The organism is Enterobacter sp. HNDS-6 (genome assembly GCF_039850505.1).
Classification (GTDB): Bacteria; Pseudomonadota; Gammaproteobacteria; order Enterobacterales; family Enterobacteriaceae; genus Enterobacter; species Enterobacter kobei.
The window spans coordinates 1,780,392-1,806,294 of the sequence record NZ_CP156673.1 but is presented as its reverse complement, the minus strand read 5'-3'; the positions used below and the strand labels follow the sequence as shown (position 1 = coordinate 1,806,294).

Here is a 25,903-nt window from a genome sequence, read left to right as displayed (position 1 = left end):
TTTGTAGTGCTCACACAGATTGTCTGATGAAAAAACAGCAGTAAAAATCTCTGCAGGCTTGTAGCTCAGGTGGTTAGAGCGCACCCCTGATAAGGGTGAGGTCGGTGGTTCAAGTCCACTCAGGCCTACCAAACTCCTTTTAAAGGATGAGCGGTACAGAGATTACAAACGATGGGGCTATAGCTCAGCTGGGAGAGCGCCTGCTTTGCACGCAGGAGGTCTGCGGTTCGATCCCGCATAGCTCCACCATCTTTTACTGCGAACACAAGAAAACTTCAGAGTGAACCTGAAAAGGTGCACTGCGAAGTTTTGCTCTTTAAAAATCTGGATCAAGCTGAAAATTGAAACGACACACATGTTATGTGTGTTCGAGTCTCTCAAATTTTCGCAAACCGATGATGAATCGAAAGAAACATCTTCGGGTTGTGAGGTTAAGCGACTAAGCGTACACGGTGGATGCCCTGGCAGTCAGAGGCGATGAAGGACGTGCTAATCTGCGAAAAGCGCCGGCGAGGTGATATGAACCTTTGACCCGGCGATGTCCGAATGGGGAAACCCAGTGTGTTCCGACACACTATCGTTAACTGAATACATAGGTTAACGAGGCGAACCGGGGGAACTGAAACATCTAAGTACCCCGAGGAAAAGAAATCAACCGAGATTCCCCCAGTAGCGGCGAGCGAACGGGGAGCAGCCCGGAGTCTGAATCAGCTTGTGTGTTAGTGGAACGGTCTGGAAAGTCCGACGGTACAGGGTGATAGTCCCGTACACGAAAATGCACAGGTTGTGAACTCGAAGAGTAGGGCGGGACACGTGGTATCCTGTCTGAATATGGGGGGACCATCCTCCAAGGCTAAATACTCCTGACTGACCGATAGTGAACCAGTACCGTGAGGGAAAGGCGAAAAGAACCCCGGCGAGGGGAGTGAAAAAGAACCTGAAACCGTGTACGTACAAGCAGTGGGAGCCTACTTGTTAGGTGACTGCGTACCTTTTGTATAATGGGTCAGCGACTTATATTCTGTAGCAAGGTTAACCGTATAGGGGAGCCGAAGGGAAACCGAGTCTTAACTGGGCGTTAAGTTGCAGGGTATAGACCCGAAACCCGGTGATCTAGCCATGGGCAGGTTGAAGGTTGGGTAACACTAACTGGAGGACCGAACCGACTAATGTTGAAAAATTAGCGGATGACCTGTGGCTGGGGGTGAAAGGCCAATCAAACCGGGAGATAGCTGGTTCTCCCCGAAAGCTATTTAGGTAGCGCCTCGTGAACTCATCTTCGGGGGTAGAGCACTGTTTCGGCTAGGGGGCCATCCCGGCTTACCAACCCGATGCAAACTACGAATACCGAAGAATGTTATCACGGGAGACACACGGCGGGTGCTAACGTCCGTCGTGAAGAGGGAAACAACCCAGACCGCCAGCTAAGGTCCCAAAGTCATGGTTAAGTGGGAAACGATGTGGGAAGGCACAGACAGCCAGGATGTTGGCTTAGAAGCAGCCATCATTTAAAGAAAGCGTAATAGCTCACTGGTCGAGTCGGCCTGCGCGGAAGATGTAACGGGGCTAAACCATGCACCGAAGCTGCGGCAGCGACACTATGTGTTGTTGGGTAGGGGAGCGTTCTGTAAGCCGTTGAAGGTGGCCTGTGAGGGTTGCTGGAGGTATCAGAAGTGCGAATGCTGACATAAGTAACGATAAAGCGGGTGAAAAGCCCGCTCGCCGGAAGACCAAGGGTTCCTGTCCAACGTTAATCGGGGCAGGGTGAGTCGACCCCTAAGGCGAGGCCGAAAGGCGTAGTCGATGGGAAACAGGTTAATATTCCTGTACTTGGTGTTACTGCGAAGGGGGGACGGAGAAGGCTATGTTAGCCGGGCGACGGTTGTCCCGGTTTAAGCATGTAGGCGGAGGTTCCAGGTAAATCCGGTACCTTATTAACGCTGAGGTGTGATGACGAGGCACTACGGTGCTGAAGTAACAAATGCCCTGCTTCCAGGAAAAGCCTCTAAGCATCAGGTAACACGAAATCGTACCCCAAACCGACACAGGTGGTCAGGTAGAGAATACCAAGGCGCTTGAGAGAACTCGGGTGAAGGAACTAGGCAAAATGGTGCCGTAACTTCGGGAGAAGGCACGCTGATATGTAGGTGAAGCCCCTGCGGGTGGAGCTGAAATCAGTCGAAGATACCAGCTGGCTGCAACTGTTTATTAAAAACACAGCACTGTGCAAACACGAAAGTGGACGTATACGGTGTGACGCCTGCCCGGTGCCGGAAGGTTAATTGATGGGGTTAGCGGCAACGCGAAGCTCTTGATCGAAGCCCCGGTAAACGGCGGCCGTAACTATAACGGTCCTAAGGTAGCGAAATTCCTTGTCGGGTAAGTTCCGACCTGCACGAATGGCGTAATGATGGCCAGGCTGTCTCCACCCGAGACTCAGTGAAATTGAACTCGCTGTGAAGATGCAGTGTACCCGCGGCAAGACGGAAAGACCCCGTGAACCTTTACTATAGCTTGACACTGAACACTGGTCCTTGATGTGTAGGATAGGTGGGAGGCTTTGAAGCGTGGACGCCAGTCTGCGTGGAGCCGCCCTTGAAATACCACCCTTTAATGGCTGGTGTTCTAACGTAGACCCGTAATCCGGGTTGCGGACAGTGTCTGGTGGGTAGTTTGACTGGGGCGGTCTCCTCCCAAAGAGTAACGGAGGAGCACGAAGGTTAGCTAATCCTGGTCGGACATCAGGAGGTTAGTGCAATGGCATAAGCTAGCTTGACTGCGAGAGTGACGGCTCGAGCAGGTGCGAAAGCAGGTCATAGTGATCCGGTGGTTCTGAATGGAAGGGCCATCGCTCAACGGATAAAAGGTACTCCGGGGATAACAGGCTGATACCGCCCAAGAGTTCATATCGACGGCGGTGTTTGGCACCTCGATGTCGGCTCATCACATCCTGGGGCTGAAGTAGGTCCCAAGGGTATGGCTGTTCGCCATTTAAAGTGGTACGCGAGCTGGGTTTAGAACGTCGTGAGACAGTTCGGTCCCTATCTGCCGTGGGCGCTGGAGAATTGAGGGGGGCTGCTCCTAGTACGAGAGGACCGGAGTGGACGCATCACTGGTGTTCGGGTTGTCATGCCAATGGCACTGCCCGGTAGCTAAATGCGGAAGAGATAAGTGCTGAAAGCATCTAAGCACGAAACTTGCCCCGAGATGAGTTCTCCCTGAGACTTTAAGTCTCCTGAAGGAACGTTGAAGACGACGACGTTGATAGGTCGGGTGTGTAAGCGCAGCGATGCGTTGAGCTAACCGATACTAATGAACCGTGAGGCTTAACCTTACAACGCCGAAGCTGTTTTGGCGGTGAGAGACGATTTTCAGCTGATACAGATAACAGAATTTGCCTGGCGGCTTTAGCGCGGTGGTCCCACCTGACCCCATGCCGAACTCAGAAGTGAAACGCCGTAGCGCCGATGGTAGTGTGGGGTCTCCCCATGTGAGAGTAGGGAACTGCCAGGCATCAAATTAAGTAGTAAGCCGGTGCATAAATCCGGTGGTTACAAGCAGTCTTCGGTGGAGCGGTAGTTCAGTCGGTTAGAATACCTGCCTGTCACGCAGGGGGTCGCGGGTTCGAGTCCCGTCCGTTCCGCCACTTATTAAGACATTAAGCCTGCCTCACTGGCAGGCTTAATGGCAAAAAACTTTAGGGGCGTAGCTCAGTTGGTAGAGCACCGGTCTCCAAAACCGGGTGTCGCGAGTTCGAGTCTCTCCGCCCCTGCCATATCGAATCCTTTGCTTCGGCAAAGGATTTTTTTTGCCTGAAATACAACGGCACACCTGAATTTTCAGCCAGCTTCCCTGCTGGCTGATGTATCATTCCATAATATTGATTTTTAAGAGATCTTTTATCTGCGACTGCTTATCGCTGTTTTGCAGCCAAATCGCATACAGCGGGCGCGAAATGGTGGTGGAATCTATCACGGTATGTAGCCCCGCTTTAGTATCTGCCCAACGGGCGGGTAACCAGGTGCAACCCTTCAACAAGGGAAGTTGCTGACAGGCAATCTCGGCAGAACTGGTGGTTAACTGTGGAACATCATCTGGGGCTATCAATCCCGCCTCATGCTGCTGAAAATCAGGACCCCACTCCAGGCGCAAATAGGTCAGATCGGCTTTCATCATCGAAGGTTCAGAAGCATAAAGTGCGAGACCAAACTGCCCTACAATCTGGCTGCTAAATTCGTCCATCTTGGGGGCTTCGGTCGTGATAAGAAGATCAAGCTGGCGCTCATGAAGTTGCTTAACCAGAGACTGGCGTTGCGCAATTCTGGCTTCAAATTGCAAATGTTCATGAGAACGATATAGCCGGGTAAGCCACTGACTTAGCATACATTCCCACAGGGACGCGCTGGCCCCTATCGAGAACTCATTGTGCCTCGACGTATGGGCAACCTCTTTACGTGCTGCCTGCCAGGTATTCATCAACGTTTCCGCATAGGGGAGCAGTTTCTCACCGGCAGGCGTTAAACGTATGTTGTTGCGGTGGCGGGTAAAAAGATTCACACCCAGTTGATTTTCCAGCTGTCGAATACGAAAACTGACCGCTGACTGCGTCAGGTAAAGGGCTTCAGCTGCTCGCCCAAAGTGGCGTGTTCTGCTCACTTCGAGGAAAGTTTTTAGCAATTCCGTATCCACATCTTTCTCCGCAAAATAATTTGTCGTTATGATTTAAATGTTTTGTTTTACACTCTGTCAAGCGTAACTAATACTCCGCGCCATAAATAGCTCGGCCAAAGAATTAGGAGCGTGTAGGATGGCGGAAAGCTTTACGACGACTAATCGTTTTTTCGACAATAAACATTATCCGCGCGGGTTCTCTCGTCACGGCGATTTCACCATCAAAGAGGCGCAGCTGCTTGAGCGTCATGGTTATGCCTTCAACGAGCTGGATCTGGGTAAGCGTGAGCCCGCAACTGAAGATGAAAAGCAGTTTGTCTTAGTGTGCCGTGGCGAGCGTGAGCCACAGTCTGAAGCAGAACGTGTATGGATCAAGTACATGGCGCGCATTAAGCGTCCAAAACGCTTCCATACGCTCTCCGGCGGTAAGCCGCAGATGGAAGGCGCAGAAGACTACACTGAGTCTGATGACTAAGATGATGAGAAGGGGCTACGGCCCCTTTTTTACGCCAGCAACTTCTGCAGATGGAGCAGCAAACGATCGATAGCGCGGTAGCTCAGCGCCTCCTGCAAGTGTTTCCTCTGAATGTCACTACAACCCTCCACGTCAGCAATGGTTCTGGCCACTTTCAGCAAACGCTGCCACGCGCGTATAGAAAGACCAAAACGCGTCAAGGTTTCCTCCAGCCAAACCGCATCCTCCATGTTAAGAGAACAAAACTGCCGGATCCCGGCATTATCCAGCCGCGCATTCAGCCTGTTCTGACGGGCATATTGTCGCGTCTGGGCAGCAATGACCCGCTCGCGTACATCTGCTGAGCTTTCACCCGTGATGCCTTTTTGCCTGAGCAGGCCCGGCGGGGGAAGGGGGATTTCGAGGGATAAATCGAAACGGTCGAGAAACGGGCCGGATAACTTTCCCAGATAGCGCAACGTCTGCTCAGGCGTACAGCGGTTATGGTTGCCCTGATAATGACCCGTAGGGCTGGGATTCATCGCAGCGACCAGCTGAAACTGCGCGGGATAGCTTATTTTGGCTCGCGTGCGTGAGATGTGTATCTCTCCAGATTCAATGGGTTCTCTCAGGGCATCCAGGACGCGGCGCTCAAACTCAGGCAGCTCGTCGAGAAACAGAATGCCATTGTGCGCCAGTGATATTTCACCCGGCCCGGGAATAGACCCACCGCCGACCATCGCCGTCAGTGAAGCGCTATGATGAGGTGAACGAAAAGGGCGACGGCGCCACTGTTTTTGCAACGAGGTAGAACTGATAAGGCTATAAATGGCGGCACTTTCCAGCGCTTCATGATTATTGAGCGGTGGCAGCAAGCCACTCAGCCTGCTCGCCAGCATCGTTTTACCCGTACCAGGCGGGCCGATCAAAAGAAGATTGTGTCCACCTGCGGCCGTAATCTCCAGCGCCCGTTTCCCTTGCTCCTGTCCCATAATCTCGCTGAGATCCTCTGGGGTATCGGCTATAACATTGTCACACTCTTCCGGCTCGGACAGTTCATGGCGCCCTTCCAGCCAGGCGCAAACTTCCTGTAAATGCCCTGCGACAAGACACCCCTTCTCGGCGATAAGACTCACTTCTGATGCATTTTCATTCGCGACAATGATTTGCCGTCCTGCACGTATAGCTTCCAGCGCGCCCGATATCGCACCGGGAACGCCCCTTAACGCGCCTGTGAGCGCGAGTTCTCCCACAAACTCGTACGAGCCTAGCCTGGTCGTATTAAGCTGCTCAGAGGCTGCGAGAAGCGCAATCGCGATAGGTAAATCATATCGTCCTCCCTCTTTGGGCAGATCGGCGGGAGCCAGGTTGATGGTGATCTTCTTTGCGGGGAAGGTATAACCGCTATTTATTATTGCGCTGCGAACGCGATCCCGGGCTTCTTTAACCGTCGTTTCAGGTAGCCCGACGAGCGTGAGCCCGGGTAGCCCATTACTCAGATGAACCTCTACAGAAATAAGCGGTGCCTTCACCCCGAGAGCCGCACGCGTATAAACAACTGACAGTGACATTTGCACTACCTCCTGGTACGACTATGCCAGTGCCTCTTTTGTCTGTTTAGCGTCATTTTGTGTATTTACGGCTCTTATTCAGAGATTTTAAGCGCACACTGAAATCATTACATACCCGTGGAAGACTTCTCGCAGAAGGTAAAAAGCGCCGTTTTGATGGTTAGCGCCGTCGTAAAAATATGAAAAATATTCATTCTTCAATTTCCCCATATAAAACAACGATTTTAAGAAATATGATTCGCGGCCTAACCAAATGCGTCATAAATAAATCTTGTGTTTGATTTAAAAACTGTGATACCTCTTTAGGTATTCCTTCGAACAAGATGCAAAAAGAACTGAAAATGACAGCCCTTCTACGAGTGATTAGCCTGGTCGTGATTAGCGTGGTGGTGATTATTATCCCACCGTGCGGGGCTGCACTTGGACGAGGAAAGGCTTAGAAATCAAGCCTTAACGAACTAAGACCCCCGCACCGAAAGGTCCGGGGGTTTTTTTATGACTAAAAAACGTAAACGAGGAGCAGGACATGACGACTAGCATAAAATTCTGTTTCTCCAGATTTATGACGGGGAACTAACTATGAATGGGGCACAATGGGTTGTACATGCGTTGCGCGCGCAGGGAGTCGAGACCGTATTCGGTTATCCGGGTGGCGCGATCATGCCGATTTACGATGCACTGTATGACGGCGGCGTGGAACATCTCTTGTGCCGACACGAGCAGGGGGCAGCAATGGCCGCTATCGGCTATGCCCGCGCGACGGGTAAAACTGGCGTGTGCATGGCAACGTCAGGTCCGGGCGCAACGAACCTGATTACCGGCCTGGCTGATGCACTGCTCGATTCCGTGCCCGTCGTGGCGATCACCGGTCAGGTGGCTTCCCCGTTTATCGGTACCGATGCTTTCCAGGAAGTGGACGTACTTGGTTTATCGCTGGCCTGCACCAAGCACAGCTTCCTTGTCCAGTCTCTGGATGAGCTGCCGCGCGTAATGGCCGAAGCGTTCGAAGTAGCGAGCTCGGGCCGCCCTGGCCCCGTTCTGGTGGATATCCCGAAAGATATCCAGGTTGCACTCGGCGAACTGGAACCGCACTTCTCCACCGTGGAAAGCGACGATGCGTTCCCGCATGCAGAGGTTGAAGAGGCGCGCCAGATGTTGGCGCAGGCGAAACAGCCGATGCTGTACGTCGGCGGGGGTGTCGGCATGGCGCAGGCCGTGCCTGCCCTGCGTGAATTTATCGCGGTAACGCAAATGCCTGCCACCTGCACGTTGAAAGGTCTTGGTGCGGTTGATGCAGACGACCCATACTATCTCGGCATGCTGGGGATGCACGGCACTAAAGCCGCAAACCTGGCGGTGCAAGAGTGCGATCTGCTCATCGCCGTGGGTGCGCGTTTTGACGACCGCGTTACCGGCAAACTGAATACCTTCGCGCCAAATGCCAAAGTTATCCATATGGATATCGACCCGGCGGAGATGAACAAACTGCGTCAGGCGCACGTCGCGCTGCAGGGCGATCTCAATACGCTGTTACCTGCACTGGCGCAGCCACTGGATATCAGCGCGTGGCGCCAGCACGCCGCAGAGATGCGCGCCGAACACGCCTGGCGTTACGACCATCCTGGCGATGCCATCTACGCGCCGCTGCTGCTGAAACAGTTGTCTGACCGTAAACCGGCTGATAGCGTCGTCACCACCGACGTAGGCCAGCACCAGATGTGGTCAGCCCAGCACATGACCTACACCCGTCCGGAAAACTTCATCACCTCCAGCGGCTTAGGCACCATGGGCTTTGGCCTGCCTGCCGCCGTGGGTGCGCAGGTGGCTCGCCCGAACGATACGGTTATCTGTATCTCCGGTGACGGCTCCTTCATGATGAACGTTCAGGAGCTGGGAACCGTTAAGCGCAAGCAGTTGCCGCTGAAAATCGTGTTGCTGGATAATCAGCGTTTAGGGATGGTTCGCCAGTGGCAACAGCTGTTCTTCCAGGAGCGTTACAGCGAAACCACCCTGACCGATAACCCCGATTTCCTCACCCTGGCCAGCGCCTTCGGCATTCCTGGCCAGCACATCACCCGTAAAGACCAGGTTGAAGCGGCACTCGACACCATGCTGTCAAGCGAAGGGCCGTACCTGCTTCATGTCTCAATCGACGAGCTTGAGAACGTCTGGCCATTGGTACCGCCCGGTGCCAGTAACTCACAAATGCTGGAGAAATTATCATGATGCAACATCAGGTCGCCGTGCAGGCTCGCTTCAACCCGGAAACCTTGGAACGCGTTTTGCGTGTGGTCCGTCATCGTGGTTTTCAGATTTGCTCTATGAATATGGAGACGGCCACCGACGCGCAGAACATCAGTATCGAATTAACCGTTGCCAGCCCGCGGCCGGTCGACTTACTGTTTAGTCAGTTATCAAAACTGGTAGACGTTGCCCATGTTGCCATCTGCCAGAGCACAACCACATCACAACAAATCCGCGCTTAAGCGTGACAGGACGAAAAAATGACGACAAAAAAAGCTGATTACATTTGGTTCAATGGTGAGATGGTTCGCTGGGAGGACGCGAAGGTCCACGTCATGTCCCACGCGCTGCACTACGGCACCTCCGTCTTTGAAGGTATCCGTTGCTACGATTCTCACAAAGGGCCAGTGGTGTTCCGCCATCGCGAACACATGCAGCGTCTGCATGATTCAGCCAAAATTTATCGTTTCCCGGTTTCACAGAGCGTTGATGAGCTGATGGAAGCCTGCCGCGAAGTCATTCGCAAGAATAACCTTACCAGCGCCTACATTCGTCCACTGGTCTTCGTGGGTGATGTCGGTATGGGCGTGAACCCGCCAGCCGGTTACAACACCGATGTGATCATTGCCGCGTTCCCGTGGGGGGCTTACCTCGGAGCAGAAGCCCTGGAGCAGGGGATCGACGCAATGGTTTCTTCCTGGAACCGCGTGGCGCCAAACACCATCCCGACCGCTGCTAAAGCGGGCGGTAACTACCTTTCCTCTCTGCTGGTCGGTAGCGAAGCGCGCCGTCACGGCTATCAGGAAGGTATCGCGCTGGACGTGAATGGCTACATCTCGGAAGGCGCAGGTGAAAACCTGTTTGAAGTGAAAGATGGCATCCTGTTCACGCCGCCATTCACATCTTCCGCGCTGCCGGGTATTACCCGTGACGCCATCATCAAGCTGGCGAAAGACCTGGGTATCGAAGTGCGCGAGCAGGTGCTGTCTCGCGAATCCCTGTATCTGGCTGATGAAGTGTTCATGTCCGGTACGGCGGCTGAAATCACGCCGGTTCGTAGCGTAGACGGTATTCAGGTCGGCGAAGGCCGCTGTGGCCCGGTCACCAAACGCATCCAGCAAGCCTTCTTTGGCCTCTTTACTGGCGAAACAGAAGATAAATACGGCTGGTTGGATCAGGTTAATCACTAAATATAAATTTGGGACGGCACGCACCGTCCCATTGAATAGTCAGACGGGAGTAAATAAAGCATGCCTAAGTATCGTTCAGCCACCACCACCCACGGCCGTAACATGGCGGGTGCCCGCGCACTGTGGCGCGCCACCGGGATGACCGACGCCGATTTCGGCAAGCCAATTATCGCCGTGGTGAACTCCTTCACCCAGTTTGTGCCAGGCCATGTGCATCTGCGCGACCTCGGTAAACTGGTTGCCGAGCAAATCGAAGCTTCCGGCGGTGTGGCGAAAGAGTTCAACACCATCGCGGTGGATGACGGTATCGCAATGGGCCACGGGGGCATGCTCTATTCACTGCCGTCGCGTGAGCTGATCGCCGACTCGGTTGAGTACATGGTCAACGCCCACTGCGCCGATGCAATGGTCTGTATCTCCAACTGCGATAAAATCACCCCGGGGATGCTGATGGCCTCCCTGCGCCTGAACATTCCGGTGATCTTCGTCTCCGGCGGCCCAATGGAAGCCGGTAAAACCAAGCTGTCCGACAAAATCATCAAGCTCGACCTGGTCGATGCGATGATCCAGGGCGCGGATCCGAAAGTGTCTGACGAGCAGAGCGACCAGGTTGAACGCTCCGCGTGTCCGACCTGCGGCTCCTGTTCCGGGATGTTCACCGCCAACTCCATGAACTGTCTGACCGAAGCGCTGGGCCTGTCGCAGCCGGGTAACGGCTCGCTGCTGGCGACACACGCCGATCGTAAACAGCTGTTCCTCAACGCCGGTAAACGCATCGTTGAGCTCACCAAACGCTACTACGAACAGGATGATGCCAGTGCACTGCCGCGTAACATCGCCAGCAAAGCGGCGTTTGAAAATGCGATGACGCTGGATATCGCCATGGGCGGTTCCACCAATACCGTTCTGCACCTGCTGGCCGCCGCGCAGGAAGCCGAAATCGACTTCACCATGAGTGATATCGACAAGCTGTCCCGTAAAGTGCCGCAGCTGTGTAAAGTTGCGCCAAGCACCCAGAAATACCATATGGAAGATGTTCACCGTGCCGGTGGCGTAATCGGTATCCTGGGCGAGCTGGATCGCGCCGGGCTGCTGAACCGCGACGTGAAAAACGTGCTCGGCCTGACGCTGCCAGAGTCGCTGGACCAATACGACGTGATGCTGACCAGAGACGACGCGGTGAAAACGATGTTCCGCGCCGGTCCCGCCGGGATCCGTACCACGCAGGCGTTCTCGCAGGATTGCCGCTGGGATTCCCTGGATGACGATCGCGCCGAAGGCTGCATCCGTTCGCTGGAGCACGCCTACAGCAAGGACGGCGGTCTGGCCGTGCTGTACGGTAACTTCGCGGAAAACGGCTGCATCGTGAAAACGGCAGGCGTGGACGACAGCATCCTTAAATTCACCGGCCCGGCGAAAGTGTACGAAAGCCAGGATGAAGCGGTGGACGCCATCCTCGGTGGCAAAGTGGTAGAAGGCGACGTGGTTGTTATTCGCTATGAAGGGCCGAAAGGCGGGCCGGGCATGCAGGAAATGCTCTACCCAACCACCTTCCTGAAATCCATGGGTCTCGGCAAAGCCTGTGCGCTGATCACCGACGGTCGTTTCTCCGGCGGTACGTCCGGGCTCTCCATCGGCCACGTTTCACCGGAAGCGGCAAGCGGCGGCAACATCGCCATCATTGAAGACGGTGACCTGATCGAAATCGATATCCCGAATCGCGGCATTCAACTGAAGCTGAGCGACCAGGAAATTGCGGCCCGTCGTGAGGCACAAGAAGCGCGCGGCGATAAAGCCTGGACGCCGAAAGATCGTCAGCGTGAAGTCTCCTTCGCCCTGCGCGCATACGCGAGCCTTGCCACCAGTGCAGATAAAGGCGCGGTGCGCGATAAATCGAAACTTGGGGGCTAATGATGGCCGAGTCACAACCCTTATCCGCCGCCCCCGAGGGGGCGGAATATCTGAGAGCGGTGCTACGTGCACCGGTCTATGAAGCCGTGCAGGTCACGCCGCTTCAGAAAATGGAAAAACTCTCTTCGCGCCTCGATAACGTGATCCTGGTGAAGCGCGAAGACCGCCAGCCGGTGCACAGCTTCAAGCTGCGCGGCGCCTACGCGATGATGGCCGGACTGACCGATGAGCAAAAAGCGCGCGGCGTCATTACCGCCTCGGCGGGCAACCATGCGCAGGGCGTGGCGTTCTCGTCTGCTCGTCTGGGGTTGAAAGCGCTAATCGTGATGCCGGTTGCTACCGCTGACATCAAAGTCGACGCGGTACGCGGTTTCGGCGGGGAAGTGCTGCTCCACGGCGCCAATTTTGACGAAGCTAAAGCCAAAGCCATTGAGCTGGCGCAGCAGCAGGGCTTCACCTGGGTGCCGCCGTTCGATCACCCGATGGTCATTGCCGGACAAGGCACGCTGGCGCTTGAACTGCTGCAGCAGGATGCCCATCTCGACCGCGTCTTCGTTCCGGTGGGCGGCGGCGGGTTAGCGGCGGGTGTGGCCGTGCTGATTAAACAGCTGATGCCGCAGATTAAAGTCATCGCTGTTGAAGCTGAGGACTCTGCCTGCCTGAAAGCGGCGCTGGATGCCGGGCATCCGGTGGATCTGCCGCGCGTTGGTCTGTTTGCCGAGGGCGTGGCGGTAAAACGCATTGGCGATGAAACCTTCCGTCTCTGCCAGGAATACCTCGACGATATCGTCACGGTTGATAGCGATGCTATCTGCGCGGCAATGAAAGATCTGTTTGAGGATGTGCGTGCGGTCGCGGAGCCGTCCGGCGCGCTGGCCCTGGCGGGGATGAAAAAATACATCGCGCAGCACAACATCCGCGGCGAGCGCCTGGCGCATGTGCTTTCCGGCGCCAACGTGAACTTCCACGGCCTGCGCTACGTGTCCGAGCGCTGCGAGCTGGGTGAACAGCGTGAAGCATTGCTGGCGGTGACTATTCCGGAAGAGAAGGGGAGCTTCCTGAAGTTCTGCCAGCTGCTGGGCGGTCGTTCGGTGACGGAGTTCAACTACCGTTTCGCCGATGCCAAAGATGCCTGCATTTTCGTCGGCGTGCGTCTGAGCCGTGGCGTCGAGGAGCGTAAAGAGATCCTTAACCTCCTGCATGACGGTGGTTACAGCGTGGTGGACCTTTCAGACGACGAAATGGCGAAGCTGCACGTGCGCTATATGGTCGGCGGGCGTCCCTCGAAGCCGCTCAGGGAACGCCTGTTCAGCTTCGAATTCCCGGAATCACCGGGCGCGTTGCTCAAATTCCTGCACACGCTGGGCACGCACTGGAACATCTCCCTGTTCCATTACCGTAGCCACGGCACCGACTACGGCCGCGTGCTGGCGGCGTTTGAACTGGGTGAGCACGAGCCGGATTTTGAAACACGGCTGAACGAACTGGGCTATGAGTGTCACGACGAAACCCACAACCCCGCCTTCCGTTTCTTCCTGGCAGGATAAGCGGAGCGCAACCCGACTTCAATGGTTGGGCAATATCTTCCAGAACGCATCAATAAGCGGCTCATGCAGCCGCTTTTTTTGTGCGCACACGCCAAGCTCAAACGGCGTTTTCTCATCGCTGCGATCCAGAATCATCACGCGATTGCGCACCGGTTCCGGGCTATTTTCCAGCACCACTTCCGGCAATAGCGCCACGCCGCAGCCGAGCGCCACCATCGACACCATCGCCTCATGACCGCTGACCGTGGCGTAAATCAACGGGTTACTGATTTTTTGTCGGCGGAACCACAGCTCAATGCGACGGCGCACTGGCCCCTGGTCGGCCATGATAAACGGCACCGTGGACCAGTCCGGTTTTTCTACCGATACCTGGTTTCGCACCGGGCAGGGCAGCGCCGGGGCAATCAGTACCACCGCCAGATTTTCGAGCATTGAAAACGCTACCGCACCCGGGAGCGTTTCGGGTTTCCCTGCAATGGCGAGATCCGCTTCGCCCGTCACCACTTTTTCCATCGCGTCGGCGGCGTCGCCCGTGGTCAGCTTAATTTCAACCGATGGATGTGCCGCGCGGAAGCGATCAAGAATGGGCGGCAGATGGCTGTAGGCGGCGGTGACGGAGCAGAAAATATGCAGCTCGCCGGACAGCGACGGCCCCTGCTGGTCAATGGCGTGCCGTAGCTGCTGATACTGCAGCAACGTCTGCTGGGCAAAAAGGCGCAGTTCTTCACCCGCTTCCGTGAGCGTGACGGTGCGGTTATCGCGCACAAACAGCGGCTGGCCGAGGTCTTCCTCAAGGCGCTGTATCTGGCGCGAGAGCGTGGAGGGGCTGACGTGCATCGCCCGTGCGCTGCGGCCAAAGTGACGGCTTTCCGCCAGATGCAGAAACATTTTCAGATCGCGTAAATCCACCGATTCCACTCCCCCTTTTTATATTGCAAAAATTGCAATATGACGTTGTGAATATATCAATTTCCGCAATAAATTTCCTGTTGTAATGTGGTTCTATTCTCGCTGAAACGCGAACCGAACAATAAGACACACAACATCACGAGGTATCACCCATGGCTAACTACTTTAATACACTGAACTTGCGCCAGCAGCTGGCGCAGCTGGGCAAATGCCGCTTCATGGCGCGCGATGAATTTGCCGATGGCGCGAGCTACCTTCAGGGTAAAAAAGTGGTCATCGTCGGCTGTGGCGCACAGGGTCTGAACCAGGGCCTGAACATGCGTGACTCCGGTCTGGATATCTCTTATGCCCTGCGTAAAGAAGCGATTGCTGAAAAGCGTGCTTCCTGGCGTAAAGCGACCGAAAACGGCTTCAAAGTGGGCACCTACGAAGAGCTGATCCCGCAGGCGGATCTGGTGGTTAACCTGACCCCGGACAAACAGCACTCTGACGTGGTGCGTTCCGTACAGCCGCTGATGAAAGACGGCGCTGCGCTGGGTTACTCCCACGGCTTCAACATCGTTGAAGTGGGCGAGCAGATCCGCAAAGACATCACCGTAGTGATGGTGGCACCGAAGTGCCCGGGTACGGAAGTACGCGAAGAGTACAAACGTGGCTTCGGCGTACCGACCCTGATCGCGGTTCACCCGGAAAACGATCCGAAAGGCGAAGGCATGGCGATTGCCAAAGCATGGGCAGCGGCGACCGGCGGCCACCGTGCGGGTGTGCTGGAATCGTCCTTCGTTGCCGAAGTGAAATCTGACCTGATGGGCGAGCAGACCATTCTGTGCGGTATGCTGCAGGCCGGTTCTCTGCTGTGCTTCGACAAGCTGGTGGAAGAAGGCACCGACCCGGCCTACGCGGAAAAACTGATCCAGTTCGGCTGGGAAACCATCACCGAAGCGCTGAAGCAGGGCGGTATTACGCTGATGATGGACCGTCTGTCCAACCCGGCAAAACTGCGTGCTTACGCTCTGTCTGAACAGCTGAAAACCATCATGGCACCGCTGTTCCAGAAACATATGGACGACATCATCTCCGGCGAATTCTCTTCCGGCATGATGGCGGACTGGGCGAACGACGATAAGAAACTGCTGACCTGGCGTGAAGAGACCGGCAAAACCGCGTTCGAAACGGCACCACAGTTTGAAGGCAAAATTGGCGAGCAGGAGTACTTCGATAAAGGCGTACTGATGATCGCCATGGTGAAGGCGGGTGTTGAGCTGGCGTTCGAAACCATGGTGGATTCAGGCATCATCGAAGAGTCTGCCTACTACGAATCTCTGCACGAACTGCCGCTGATCGCGAACACCATCGCCCGTAAGCGTCTGTACGAAATGAACGTGGTTATCTCTGATACCGCTGAATACGGTAACTACCTGTTCTCTTACGCCTGCGTACCGCTGCTGAAAGAGTTCATGACCACCCTGCAACCGGGCGATCTGGGCAAAGCGATTGCGGAAGGTGCGGTAGACAACGCGCAGCTGCGCGATGTGAATGAAGCGATTCGCAGCCACCAGATCGAGAAAGTGGGTCACAAACTGCGTGGCTACATGACCGATATGAAGCGTATCGCGGTAGCGGGTTAACAACCTCGTCGGGTGGCGCTTCGCTTACCCGACCTACAAACACGTAAAATGTAGGCCGGGTAAGGCGCAGCCGACACCCGGCTTTTTATTTGCGATATAATACTTTAATGACGTGGTAGCCAAACTGCGTGTGCAGCGGACCCGTCGGCTCCAGCACCGGGCAGGAGAAGACCACTTTATCGAACGCCGGCACCATCTGACCCTGACGGAATTCACCTAAATCGCCGCCACGTTTGCCTGACGGACAAATTGAGTGCTTCTTAGCCAGCTTGCCGAAGTCGGCGCCGTTTTTTATCTGCTCCAGAAGATCCAGAGCCAGTTTCTCTTCTTTAACAAGAATATGCAGTGCTGCTGCTGTTTTTGCCATGATCGTGCCTTGAGTGGTATGGATTAGGCTCGCTATACTACCACGCTGTTATTCTCCCCTCCTGACTTTCATTGAGTGATCATTTATGCGTCTAAACCCCGGACAACAACAAGCCGTCGAATTTGTCACCGGACCCTGTCTGGTGCTGGCGGGAGCAGGATCCGGTAAAACGCGCGTCATCACCAATAAGATTGCGCACCTGATCCGTGGCTGTGGTTATCAGGCCCGTCACATTGCGGCGGTCACCTTTACCAACAAAGCGGCACGCGAAATGAAAGAACGTGTCGGCCAGACGCTGGGGCGCAAAGAGGCGCGCGGGCTGATGATCTCCACGTTCCACACGCTGGGGCTGGATATCATCAAACGTGAGTATGCCGCGCTGGGGATGAAATCCAACTTTTCGCTTTTCGATGACACCGACCAGGTGGCATTACTCAAAGAGCTCACTGAAGGGCTGATAGAAGATGACAAGGTGCTGTTGCAGCAGCTGATCTCGACGATCTCTAACTGGAAAAACGATCTGATGACCCCGGCCCAGGCTGCGGCGATCGCCAAAGGGGAACGGGATCGGATCTTCGCCCACTGTTATGGTCTGTACGATGCGCACATGAAAGCGTGTAATGTGCTGGACTTCGACGACCTGATCCTGCTGCCGACGCTGCTTTTACAGCGAAATGAAGAGGTGCGCGAGCGCTGGCAGAATAAAATCCGCTACCTGCTGGTGGATGAATATCAGGACACCAACACCAGCCAGTACGAGCTGGTAAAGCTTCTGGTGGGCCAGCGTGCCCGTTTCACCGTGGTAGGCGACGACGACCAGTCGATCTACTCCTGGCGCGGCGCGCGTCCGCAAAACCTGGTGCTGCTGAGTAAAGACTTCCCCGCGCTGCAGGTGATTAAGCTGGAGCAAAACTACCGCTCCTCCGGACGGATCCTGAAGGCGGCAAACATCCTGATTGCCAATAACCCGCACGTATTTGAAAAGCGCCTGTTCTCCGAGCTGGGCTACGGCACGGAGCTGAAAGTGCTCAGCGCCAACAATGAAGAACATGAAGCGGAGCGCGTGACGGGCGAACTGATTGCCCACCACTTCGTCAACAAAACCGAATATAAAGATTACGCGATCCTTTATCGCGGTAATCACCAGTCGCGCGTCTTTGAAAAGATGCTGATGCAGAACCGCATACCGTACAAAATCTCGGGCGGCACCTCGTTCTTCTCACGGCCTGAAATTAAAGATCTGCTGGCCTATCTGCGTGTGCTCACTAACCCGGATGACGACAGCGCGTTTCTGCGCATCGTGAATACGCCGAAGCGCGAAATCGGTCCGGCGACGCTGCAAAAGCTGGGTGAATGGGCGATGACCCGCAATAAAAGCCTGTTTACGGCCAGCTTCGATATGGGACTAAGCCAGACGCTGACCGGGCGCGGTTACGACTCGTTAACGCGATTCACCCACTGGCTTGGCGAAGTGCAGCGTCTTGCAGAGCGCGAGCCGGTGGCGGCGGTGCGCGATCTGATTCACGGTATTGATTACGAATCCTGGCTGTACGAAACCTCCGCCAGCCCGAAAGCGGCTGAGATGCGCATGAAAAACGTTAACCAGCTGTTCAGCTGGATGACCGAAATGCTGGAAGGCTCGGAAATCGATGAGCCGATGACCCTGACCCAGGTGGTCACTCGCTTTACCCTGCGCGACATGATGGAGCGCGGCGAGAGCGAAGAAGAGGCTGATCAGGTTCAGCTGATGACGCTGCATGCGTCAAAAGGGCTGGAGTTTCCGTATGTGTATCTGGTCGGTATGGAAGAGGGGTTGCTGCCCCATCAGAGCAGTATTGATGAAGACAACGTCGACGAGGAGCGGCGTCTGGCCTATGTGGGGATCACCCGTGCGCAGAAAGAGCTGACGTTCACGCTGTGTAAAGAGCGCCGCCAGTATGGTGAGCTTGTCCGCCCGGAGCCAAGCCGTTTTCTGCTGGAACTGCCGCAGGACGACCTGATTTGGGAACAAGAGCGCAAGGTGATTACCGCTGAAGAGCGGATGCACAAAGGCCAGGCGAACGTGGCAAACATTCGCGCCATGCTGGCAAAAGCCAAAGAGAAGGGATGAGTTTGAAGGGCTTGTAGGCCGGGTAAGCGCAGCGCCACCCGGCATATTCTACTCTCTTATTTTACTTCCAGTGCCCAGTGCACATAGCTTTGCCACTGGCACTCCTGCTCGATCATCTCTGCGCCGAGCGGGTGATGATCAATCCAGTTTTCCGGCAGCGTCAGCGTCAGCTTCTCATCATCGGCCACCAGATTAATCGCAGGCAGCAAATCATCACGACGACGGCTGGCAAACAGAATCGCCAGACGCAGCAGGCGGCACAGATGCTCGGCCACGCGCGGCGGTACAGCGTTTTGCTGATGAAGAGAGGAGAGATCAACGGCGTTGGTCTGGTTCAGCAGCAGCGTTGCCAGCAGCTTTTTCTGTGCGGGCGTGTAGCCCGGTAAGTCAAGGTTACGCACAAGGTAGGCTGCATGAGCCGGGGCCTGCTTAAAGTCGATGCTCAGCCCCACTTCATGCAGAGCACAAGCGCTCAGCAATAAATCGCGGCTCAGAGGGTCAAGATCCCAGACGTTAGCGACCTGATCGGCAAAGCGAGAGGCCAGCTGCGATACGCGGCCAGCCTGATCGATATCAACCAGAAAACGACGCTGCACGTTGCGCAAAGTACGGTTGCGGATGTCCTGATCCACTGAAAGATGCAGCATCCCGTAGACCAGACCTTCGCGCAGCGCGCCGCCGGCAAGGGTCATACACTGGATGTTCAGCTCGGTGAAAATGGCGATCAGAATGGCGAGCCCGCTCGGGAAGACCAGGGCACGTTCCAGCGTCAGGCCTTCAATTTCCAGCTCTTCCAGGCGTCCGCACTGAATGGCGCGCTGTTTAAGCTGCTGAAGCTTGGCAAGCGTAATGCGCTCGTCCATTCCCTGCGCCATCATGATTTCCTGCAGGGCCTGAACGGTACCTGACGCACCGACACACACTTTCCAGCCGTGGTAGCGCAGTTCGTCCATCACCGGACGTAACACTTCGCGCGCGGCATTTTCTGCCTCGTCGAAATTCTCTTTACCCAGATTGCGGTCAGCGAAGTAACGCTCAAGCCAGGTTACGCAGCCCATCGACAGGCTGAACAGCGAGGTCGCCTGCGCGCCGGTACCGGTCACAAGCTCGGTACTGGCACCGCCGATATCCACCACCAGACGGCGATCGTCCCCGCCTGTCGTATGCGCAACTCCCTGATAGATCAGGCGAGCTTCTTCTTCGCCGCTGATTACCTGAACCGGGCACCCCAGGATTTCCTGCGCTTTGGCAATAAAATCCACGGCGTTAACCGCCAGGCGGAGCGTCGCGGTGGCGACCACGGTGATTTGGGCATGCGGGATATCCTGCAGACGCTCTGCAAAGAGCCGCAGACACTGCCAGCCACGTTCCATGGCTTCGGGAGAGAGGACATTATCGCTGCTCAGGCCCGCCGCGAGGCGGACCTTGCGCTTAATGCGCGTCAGCGTTTGTATGCTCCCTGCCACCTCGCGCACAACCAGCATATGAAAACTATTCGAACCGAGATCGATTGCTGCATAAAGCGAGGTGGAGCTGAGCATATTTCTTAACCTGAACGACGACGATTACGCGGCGCGCCTGAACGACGCGGGCCATTGCCGGAGCGTGGGCGTGTAAGACGCTTAGGCGGCGGCAGTTCGCTTAACAGCGCTTCCGGATTGTATTTGCTCTGCGGAATCGAGTGACCGATGTACGTCTCAATGGCTGGAAGATTCAGCGCATACTCTTCACACGCAAGGCTGATTGAGTGGCCGCTCGCACCCGCGCGACCGGTACGACCGATACGGTGTACATAGTCTTCGCAGTCATCCGGCAGATCATAGTTAAAGACGTGCGTAACGGCAGGAATGTGCAAGCCACGCGCTGCCACGTCGGTTGCGACCAGAATATCGAGATCGCCACGGGTAAATTCGTCGAGGATACGCAGGCGTTTTTTCTGTGCAACGTCGCCAGTGAGCAGGCCCACACGGTGACCGTCTGCAGCCAGATGGCCCCAGATGTCTTCACAGCGGTGTTTGGTGTTTGCGAAGATAATGGCGCGGTCCGGCCACTCTTCTTCGATCAGCGTTTGCAGCAGACGCATTTTCTCTTCATTAGAAGGATAGAAGAGCTCTTCTTTAATGCGATGACCTGTTTTCTGCTCAGGCTCGACTTCCACATATTCGGCGTTGTTCATCTGTTCAAACGCCAGTTCACGCACACGGTAAGAGAGGGTGGCAGAGAACAGCATGTTCAGACGCTGATTGGCCGGCGGCATGCGGCGGAACAGCCAGCGGATATCTTTAATGAAGCCCAGATCGTACATACGGTCGGCTTCATCAAGCACCACAACCTGGATTGCGCCGAGGTTGATGTGGTTCTGTTTGGCGTAGTCGATAAGACGGCCAGTGGTACCAATCAGGATATCCACGCCGCTTTCCAGCACTTTCAGCTGCTTATCGTAGCCGTCACCGCCATAGGCCAGGCCAAGCTTCAGACCGGTAGCCTGTGCCAGGGGTTCAGCGTCTGCGTGGATCTGTACCGCCAGTTCTCGCGTCGGGGCCATAATGAGCGCGCGCGGTTGGTTAACTTTGCGGTCTGCAATCGCTGGGTGAGAAAGTAAATAATGAAACGTTGACGTTAAAAACGCCATCGTTTTGCCGGTACCGGTTTGCGCCTGCCCTGCAACATCGCGACCGGCCAGCGTCAGCGGCAGTGCGAGAGCCTGAATGGGCGTGCAGTTATGAAACCCTTTAGTTTCAAGGGCTTCAATCACTTTTGGGTGCAGGGCGAAGTCGGAAAACTTCTGTTCTGTTAAATGTGTTTTGCTCATAGTGTGGTAGAATATCAGCTTACTATTGCTTTACGAAAGCGTATCCGGTGAAATAAAGTCAACCTTTAGTTGGTTAATGCGACATCAACACGTCGTTGGTGTAGACAAAACCAACGTACCAGGCTTATTCCTGTGGAGTTATATATGAGCGATAAAATTATTCACCTGACTGACGATAGTTTTGACACGGACGTACTTAAGGCTGACGGGCTGATCCTCGTCGATTTCTGGGCTGAATGGTGTGGTCCTTGCAAAATGATCGCTCCGATTCTGGATGAAATCGCTGACGAATATCAGGGCAAACTGACCGTTGCCAAACTGAACATCGACCAGAACCCGGGCACCGCACCAAAATACGGTATCCGTGGCATCCCGACCCTGCTGCTGTTCAAAAACGGCGAAGTGGCGGCGACCAAAGTGGGCGCGCTGTCCAAAGGTCAACTGAAAGAGTTCCTGGACGCTAACCTGGCGTAAGGTTTCTCCGCTGTGCGTCCAGAGCACCCGGCTAAATGATGTGGAACTCTGGACGCCCGGCTTAAGTCGTGCTAAGTTAGCTATGACTTCGTTTTAAACATATCTGTTGTTTGAATCTTGTTTTACCCGATACTTCCCCTTGTTGACATCAACAGTGCGTGAAGTGGCTAAATTCCGGGCTTGTCACTCAATCCGTCTTGTCGTTTCAGTTCTGCGTTCTTTCCCTGTGACCAGACAGCGAACAGACATGAGATGATGGCCGCTAAACAGGCATGGATGACCCTGCCATACCATTCACAACATTAAGTTCGAGAATCACCCCGAGTTTAAGAACCCACACCATTATGAATCTTACCGAATTAAAGAATACGCCGGTTTCTGAGCTGATCACTCTCGGCGAAAATATGGGGCTGGAAAACCAGGCTCGTATGCGCAAGCAGGACATCATTTTCGCCATCCTGAAGCAGCATGCTAAGAGTGGCGAAGATATCTTTGGCGACGGTGTGTTGGAGATATTGCAAGACGGATTTGGTTTCCTCCGCTCTGCAGACAGCTCCTACCTCGCCGGCCCTGACGACATCTACGTATCCCCCAGCCAAATCCGCCGTTTCAACCTCCGCACTGGTGACACCATTTCAGGTAAGATTCGTCCTCCTAAAGAGGGTGAACGCTACTTTGCGCTGTTGAAAGTCAATGAAGTTAACTTTGACAAGCCAGAAAACTCACGTAACAAGATCCTCTTTGAGAACTTAACGCCTCTGCACGCGAACTCTCGCCTGCGCATGGAGCGTGGTAATGGTTCAACGGAAGACTTAACCGCGCGTGTTCTGGATCTGGCATCGCCAATTGGTCGCGGCCAACGTGGTCTGATCGTGGCACCGCCAAAAGCGGGTAAAACGATGCTGCTGCAGAATATCGCGCAGAGCATCGCCTATAACCACCCGGACTGCGTACTAATGGTACTGCTGATTGACGAACGTCCGGAAGAAGTGACCGAGATGCAGCGTCTGGTTAAAGGTGAAGTGGTTGCTTCTACCTTTGACGAACCCGCCTCTCGTCACGTTCAGGTCGCGGAAATGGTTATCGAGAAGGCGAAACGCCTGGTTGAGCACAAGAAAGACGTGATCATCCTGCTCGACTCCATTACCCGTCTGGCACGTGCTTACAACACCGTGGTTCCGGCTTCCGGTAAAGTACTGACCGGTGGTGTGGACGCCAACGCCCTGCACCGTCCGAAACGCTTCTTCGGTGCGGCACGTAACGTCGAAGAGGGCGGCAGCCTGACCATCATCGCAACGGCGCTGATCGATACCGGCTCCAAAATGGACGAAGTGATTTACGAAGAATTTAAAGGTACAGGTAACATGGAACTGCACCTTTCTCGTAAGATCGCTGAAAAACGCGTCTTCCCGGCAATCGACTACAACCGTTCCGGTACCCGTAAAGAAGAGCTGCTCACTACTCAGGAAGAGCTGCAGAAAATGTGGATCCTGCGCAAAATCATCCATCCAATGGGTGAAATCGACGCAATGGAATTCCTCATTAACAAACTGGCGATGACCAAAACGAACGACGATTTCTTCGATATGATGAAACGCTCGTAACGTAAATAAAGCCTGTAAACGCCACGTTTTTACGTGGCGTTTTTCTTTTATGGATTATACGCTAGTACCATCTACTCCCAATTTTGACCGGTCAGTGCGACAATAAGAACGTTTGCATAGCCAAAGAAATAATTGATTGAAAAATATACAAAGGGAGTTGTAAGAAGCCAGCTTTATTACTTCTGAGGGAGTGGCTTCATGGTTATACTTCCGGGACTAACATTTGTTGAGAGCAATCCATTGTGAATCTACTCACTGCCGTTACTGAGCTGATCAGTATTTTTTTATTCACAACCTGTTTTTTGTTCATCGCGCGCAAGGTGGCAAAACGAATAGGGTTGGTGGATAAGCCCAATTTTCGTAAACGTCATCAGGGACTTATTCCGCTGGTTGGGGGTATCTCTGTTTACGCAGGGATTTGCTTCACGTTTGGCATTGCCGATTATTATATTCCACACGCAGCGCTCTACCTTGCCTGTGCTGGTGTCTTAGTTTTAGTCGGTGCGTTAGACGACCGATTCGATATCGCCGTCAAAATTCGAGCTACCGTTCAGGCGGCTATCGGCGTGATTATGATGGTGGTGGGTGGACTGTATTTACGAAGCCTCGGCTATGTGTTTGGTCCCTGGGAGTTGGTACTTGGGCCATTTGGTTTCTTCCTGACGCTCTTTGCCGTCTGGGCAGCAATCAATGCTTTCAACATGGTGGATGGTATCGACGGTTTGCTGGGTGGCTTGTCGTCAGTATCATTTGCCGCTATCGGTATCATTCTGTGGTTTGATGGCCAGTACAGCCTGTCGATGTGGTGTTTTGCCATGATCGCCGCCATCCTGCCTTATATCCTCTTAAACCTCGGTGCGCTGGGGCGTCGTTACAAAGTCTTTATGGGTGACGCGGGCAGTACGCTGATCGGTTTTACCGTTATCTGGATCCTGCTTGAAACCACGCAGGGGAAAACTCATCCTATAAGCCCGGTAACTGCGCTGTGGATTATTGCTATCCCATTAATGGATATGGTGGCGATTATGTATCGCCGTCTGCGTAAAGGGATGAGTCCGTTCTCACCAGACCGACAGCATATTCATCACCTTATTATGCGTGCCGGTTTTACGTCTCGTCAGGCATTCGTTTTAATCACTCTGGCGGCCGCTATTCTCGCTGCCATCGGGGTGGCAGCGGAATACGCTCATTTCATTCCTGAATGGGTAATGTTGGTATTATTCTTGCTAGCATTCTTCCTGTACGGCTACTGCATTAAGCGCGCATGGAAAGTCGCGCGATTCATTAAACGTCTTAAGCGCAGGATGCGTCGTAACAGTGGCAAAAACACAACATTAACTAAGTAAAACCGGGACTATGATGACTCAACCGTTGGCGGGAGCGAAATCAGTGGTAACTGAGAATGAACTGGATATTCGGGGTTTGTTTCGCGTGTTATGGGCAGGCAAACTTTGGATTGCGGGGATCGCGCTGGGGTTTGCACTGTTGGCGCTGGCCTACACATTCTTTGCAAAACAGGAGTGGAGCGCCACGGCAATCACAGACAGACCAACGGTTAACATGCTTGGGGGGTACTATTCCCAGCAGCAATTCCTGCGAAACCTGGATATTAAAGCCAGTCTCGCGACGCCGGACCAGGCTTCCGTTATGGATGAAGCCTATAAAGAGTTCGTGATGCAACTGGCTTCATGGGATACACGCCGTGATTTCTGGTCTCAGACGGATTACTACAAGCAGCGTCGGGTTGATAACACCAAAGCCGATGCCGCGCTGCTGGACGATCTGATTAACAATATTCAATTTATGCCGGGTGATGCGCTGCGTAACGTCAACGACAGCGTCAAGCTGATTGCAGAAACCGCGCCGGACGCCAACAATCTGTTGCGTCAGTACGTCGCGTTTGCCAGCCAGCGTGCCGCAAGCCATCTTAATGAAGAGCTGAAAGGCGCATGGGCGGCCCGCACAATCCAGATGAAGGCGCAGGTTAAACGCCAGGAGGAAGTGGCAAATGCCATTTTCGCCCGCCGCATACATAACATTGAACAGGCGTTGAAAATTGCGGAGCAGCACAATATTTCCCGCTCTGAGACGGATGTCCCGGCAGATGAACTGCCTGACTCTGAAATGTTCCTGCTTGGTCGCCCAATGCTGCAGTCGCGTCTGGAAAATCTGCAGGCCGTTGGCCCTGATTTTGACCTCGACTACGATCAAAATCGCGCGATGCTGAACACGCTTAATGTCGGTCCCACGATGGACCCACGTTTTCAGACCTATCGTTATTTAAGAACGCCTGAAGAACCTGTAAAACGCGATAGTCCGCGTCGTGCATTCCTGATGATCATGTGGGGGATTGTGGGCGCACTGACGGGCGCTGGCGTGGCGTTAATGCGTCGTCGCACAAACTAAGAACG

Annotated in this window: 19 protein-coding genes, 4 tRNA genes and 2 rRNA genes; 19 read left to right on the top strand and 6 right to left on the bottom strand. The window is 54.5% G+C overall.

The features are described from left to right. The first annotated feature begins 54 nt into the window (after positions 1 to 54). From ABFI50_RS08470 to ABFI50_RS08445, 6 genes are all read left to right on the top strand, one after another. Positions 55 to 131 (top strand) — tRNA-Ile (locus tag ABFI50_RS08470). A 42-nt stretch (positions 132 to 173) separates the two neighbouring features. After that, positions 174 to 249: transfer RNA gene (locus ABFI50_RS08465), tRNA-Ala, on the top strand. A gap of 180 nt (positions 250 to 429) precedes the next feature. Next, positions 430 to 3,334: ribosomal RNA gene (locus ABFI50_RS08460) — 23S ribosomal RNA — on the top strand. A 63-nt stretch (positions 3,335 to 3,397) separates the two neighbouring features. Beyond that, positions 3,398 to 3,513: ribosomal RNA gene (gene rrf, locus ABFI50_RS08455) — 5S ribosomal RNA — on the top strand. A gap of 56 nt (positions 3,514 to 3,569) precedes the next feature. Next, positions 3,570 to 3,646, top strand: a tRNA-Asp gene (locus tag ABFI50_RS08450). A gap of 53 nt (positions 3,647 to 3,699) precedes the next feature. Then, positions 3,700 to 3,775: transfer RNA gene (locus tag ABFI50_RS08445), tRNA-Trp, on the top strand. 92 nt (positions 3,776 to 3,867) lie between these two features. On the opposite strand, the gene hdfR is transcribed toward ABFI50_RS08445, so the two are convergent. Next, a complete protein-coding gene (gene hdfR / locus ABFI50_RS08440; RefSeq protein ID WP_014885681.1) occupies positions 3,868 to 4,689 on the bottom strand; it encodes an HTH-type transcriptional regulator HdfR in 822 nt (273 codons plus the stop codon). A gap of 118 nt (positions 4,690 to 4,807) precedes the next feature. Between hdfR and ABFI50_RS08435 the strand changes: the two genes are divergently transcribed. Next, a complete protein-coding gene (locus tag ABFI50_RS08435) occupies positions 4,808 to 5,146 on the top strand; it encodes a DUF413 domain-containing protein (protein WP_014885680.1) in 339 nt (112 codons plus the stop codon). A gap of 29 nt (positions 5,147 to 5,175) precedes the next feature. On the opposite strand, the gene ABFI50_RS08430 is transcribed toward ABFI50_RS08435, so the two are convergent. Continuing rightward, the gene (locus ABFI50_RS08430; RefSeq protein WP_023331589.1) at positions 5,176 to 6,696 is read right to left on the bottom strand and encodes a YifB family Mg chelatase-like AAA ATPase; all 1,521 of its coding nucleotides are present in this window, start codon (positions 6,694 to 6,696) and stop codon (positions 5,176 to 5,178) included. Positions 6,697 to 7,037: 341 nt separating this feature from the next. On the opposite strand from ABFI50_RS08430, the gene ilvL reads away from it, so the two are divergent. The 6 genes from ilvL (at position 7,038) to ilvA (ending at position 13,588) form a co-directional block, all read left to right on the top strand. Next, positions 7,038 to 7,136 carry an ilv operon leader peptide gene (gene ilvL / locus ABFI50_RS08425; protein WP_001311244.1) on the top strand — a complete coding sequence of 33 codons (99 nt, stop codon included), beginning with the start codon at positions 7,038 to 7,040 and terminating at the stop codon, positions 7,134 to 7,136. A gap of 139 nt (positions 7,137 to 7,275) precedes the next feature. Then, the gene (gene ilvG / locus ABFI50_RS08420) at positions 7,276 to 8,922 is read left to right on the top strand and encodes an acetolactate synthase 2 catalytic subunit (protein ID WP_045135411.1); all 1,647 of its coding nucleotides are present in this window, start codon (positions 7,276 to 7,278) and stop codon (positions 8,920 to 8,922) included. Further along, a complete protein-coding gene (ilvM, locus tag ABFI50_RS08415; RefSeq protein ID WP_003860184.1) occupies positions 8,919 to 9,182 on the top strand; it encodes an acetolactate synthase 2 small subunit in 264 nt (87 codons plus the stop codon). Before ilvG ends, ilvM begins: the two co-directional genes overlap by 4 nt. Before the next feature lie 18 nt (positions 9,183 to 9,200). Continuing rightward, a complete protein-coding gene (gene ilvE, locus ABFI50_RS08410; RefSeq protein WP_014885677.1) occupies positions 9,201 to 10,130 on the top strand; it encodes a branched-chain-amino-acid transaminase in 930 nt (309 codons plus the stop codon). Positions 10,131 to 10,190: 60 nt separating this feature from the next. Continuing rightward, entirely contained in the window at positions 10,191 to 12,041 is a 1,851-nt protein-coding gene (gene ilvD / locus ABFI50_RS08405; protein ID WP_045281894.1) for a dihydroxy-acid dehydratase, read from the top strand. Positions 12,042 to 12,043: 2 nt separating this feature from the next. Then, on the top strand, positions 12,044 to 13,588 hold the full coding sequence (ilvA, locus tag ABFI50_RS08400; protein WP_014885675.1) for a threonine ammonia-lyase, biosynthetic: 1,545 nt from the start codon (positions 12,044 to 12,046) through the stop codon (positions 13,586 to 13,588). A gap of 18 nt (positions 13,589 to 13,606) precedes the next feature. On the opposite strand, the gene ilvY is transcribed toward ilvA, so the two are convergent. Further along, complete coding sequence (ilvY, locus tag ABFI50_RS08395) at positions 13,607 to 14,497, bottom strand: HTH-type transcriptional activator IlvY (RefSeq protein ID WP_014885674.1); 891 nt, start codon at positions 14,495 to 14,497, stop codon at positions 13,607 to 13,609. Positions 14,498 to 14,649: 152 nt separating this feature from the next. On the opposite strand from ilvY, the gene ilvC reads away from it, so the two are divergent. Then, positions 14,650 to 16,125, top strand: a complete 1,476-nt coding sequence (gene ilvC, locus ABFI50_RS08390; protein WP_045135412.1) for a ketol-acid reductoisomerase — start codon at positions 14,650 to 14,652, stop codon at positions 16,123 to 16,125. Positions 16,126 to 16,210: 85 nt separating this feature from the next. Here ilvC and ppiC read toward each other — a convergent pair whose 3' ends face one another. Next, positions 16,211 to 16,492 carry a peptidylprolyl isomerase PpiC gene (gene ppiC / locus ABFI50_RS08385; protein WP_008501570.1) on the bottom strand — a complete coding sequence of 94 codons (282 nt, stop codon included), beginning with the start codon at positions 16,490 to 16,492 and terminating at the stop codon, positions 16,211 to 16,213. A gap of 85 nt (positions 16,493 to 16,577) precedes the next feature. Between ppiC and rep the strand changes: the two genes are divergently transcribed. Continuing rightward, entirely contained in the window at positions 16,578 to 18,602 is a 2,025-nt protein-coding gene (gene rep / locus ABFI50_RS08380) for a DNA helicase Rep (RefSeq protein ID WP_008501569.1), read from the top strand. A 56-nt stretch (positions 18,603 to 18,658) separates the two neighbouring features. Here rep and gppA read toward each other — a convergent pair whose 3' ends face one another. Both gppA and rhlB read right to left on the bottom strand, forming a co-directional pair. Continuing rightward, positions 18,659 to 20,143 carry a guanosine-5'-triphosphate,3'-diphosphate diphosphatase gene (gene gppA, locus ABFI50_RS08375; protein ID WP_023331584.1) on the bottom strand — a complete coding sequence of 495 codons (1,485 nt, stop codon included), beginning with the start codon at positions 20,141 to 20,143 and terminating at the stop codon, positions 18,659 to 18,661. A gap of 5 nt (positions 20,144 to 20,148) precedes the next feature. Further along, positions 20,149 to 21,414: an ATP-dependent RNA helicase RhlB gene (gene rhlB, locus ABFI50_RS08370; RefSeq protein WP_014885670.1), complete on the bottom strand. Its 1,266-nt coding sequence runs from the start codon at positions 21,412 to 21,414 to the stop codon at positions 20,149 to 20,151. A 144-nt stretch (positions 21,415 to 21,558) separates the two neighbouring features. Between rhlB and trxA the strand changes: the two genes are divergently transcribed. From trxA to wzzE, 4 genes are all read left to right on the top strand, one after another. After that, positions 21,559 to 21,888 (top strand): thioredoxin TrxA, encoded by a 330-nt coding sequence (gene trxA, locus ABFI50_RS08365; protein WP_006179218.1) that lies wholly within the window; start codon positions 21,559 to 21,561, stop codon positions 21,886 to 21,888. Between the two features lie 344 nt (positions 21,889 to 22,232). Then, on the top strand, positions 22,233 to 23,492 hold the full coding sequence (gene rho / locus ABFI50_RS08360) for a transcription termination factor Rho (RefSeq protein WP_008501566.1): 1,260 nt from the start codon (positions 22,233 to 22,235) through the stop codon (positions 23,490 to 23,492). A 242-nt stretch (positions 23,493 to 23,734) separates the two neighbouring features. Next, positions 23,735 to 24,838 (top strand): UDP-N-acetylglucosamine--undecaprenyl-phosphate N-acetylglucosaminephosphotransferase, encoded by a 1,104-nt coding sequence (gene wecA, locus ABFI50_RS08355; protein WP_032635152.1) that lies wholly within the window; start codon positions 23,735 to 23,737, stop codon positions 24,836 to 24,838. A 13-nt stretch (positions 24,839 to 24,851) separates the two neighbouring features. Then, complete coding sequence (wzzE, locus tag ABFI50_RS08350; protein WP_032635150.1) at positions 24,852 to 25,898, top strand: ECA polysaccharide chain length modulation protein; 1,047 nt, start codon at positions 24,852 to 24,854, stop codon at positions 25,896 to 25,898. The last annotated feature ends 5 nt before the right edge of the window (positions 25,899 to 25,903 follow it).

Excerpts from the sequence above, each read along its gene's own strand:
- ABFI50_RS08435 (WP_014885680.1), top strand. The coding sequence starts at position 4,808 with ATGGCGGAAAGCTTTACGACGACTAATCGTTTTTTCGACAATAAACAT.
- ABFI50_RS08430 (WP_023331589.1), bottom strand. The coding sequence starts at position 6,696 with ATGTCACTGTCAGTTGTTTATACGCGTGCGGCTCTCGGGGTGAAGGCA.
- ilvL (WP_001311244.1), top strand. The coding sequence starts at position 7,038 with ATGACAGCCCTTCTACGAGTGATTAGCCTGGTCGTGATTAGCGTGGTG.
- ilvG (WP_045135411.1), top strand. The coding sequence starts at position 7,276 with ATGAATGGGGCACAATGGGTTGTACATGCGTTGCGCGCGCAGGGAGTC.
- ilvM (WP_003860184.1), top strand. The coding sequence starts at position 8,919 with ATGATGCAACATCAGGTCGCCGTGCAGGCTCGCTTCAACCCGGAAACC.
- ilvE (WP_014885677.1), top strand. The coding sequence starts at position 9,201 with ATGACGACAAAAAAAGCTGATTACATTTGGTTCAATGGTGAGATGGTT.
- ilvD (WP_045281894.1), top strand. The coding sequence starts at position 10,191 with ATGCCTAAGTATCGTTCAGCCACCACCACCCACGGCCGTAACATGGCG.
- ilvA (WP_014885675.1), top strand. The coding sequence starts at position 12,044 with ATGGCCGAGTCACAACCCTTATCCGCCGCCCCCGAGGGGGCGGAATAT.
- ilvC (WP_045135412.1), top strand. The coding sequence starts at position 14,650 with ATGGCTAACTACTTTAATACACTGAACTTGCGCCAGCAGCTGGCGCAG.
- ppiC (WP_008501570.1), bottom strand. The coding sequence starts at position 16,492 with ATGGCAAAAACAGCAGCAGCACTGCATATTCTTGTTAAAGAAGAGAAA.
- rep (WP_008501569.1), top strand. The coding sequence starts at position 16,578 with ATGCGTCTAAACCCCGGACAACAACAAGCCGTCGAATTTGTCACCGGA.
- gppA (WP_023331584.1), bottom strand. The coding sequence starts at position 20,143 with ATGCTCAGCTCCACCTCGCTTTATGCAGCAATCGATCTCGGTTCGAAT.
- rhlB (WP_014885670.1), bottom strand. The coding sequence starts at position 21,414 with ATGAGCAAAACACATTTAACAGAACAGAAGTTTTCCGACTTCGCCCTG.
- trxA (WP_006179218.1), top strand. The coding sequence starts at position 21,559 with ATGAGCGATAAAATTATTCACCTGACTGACGATAGTTTTGACACGGAC.
- rho (WP_008501566.1), top strand. The coding sequence starts at position 22,233 with ATGAATCTTACCGAATTAAAGAATACGCCGGTTTCTGAGCTGATCACT.
- wzzE (WP_032635150.1), top strand. The coding sequence starts at position 24,852 with ATGACTCAACCGTTGGCGGGAGCGAAATCAGTGGTAACTGAGAATGAA.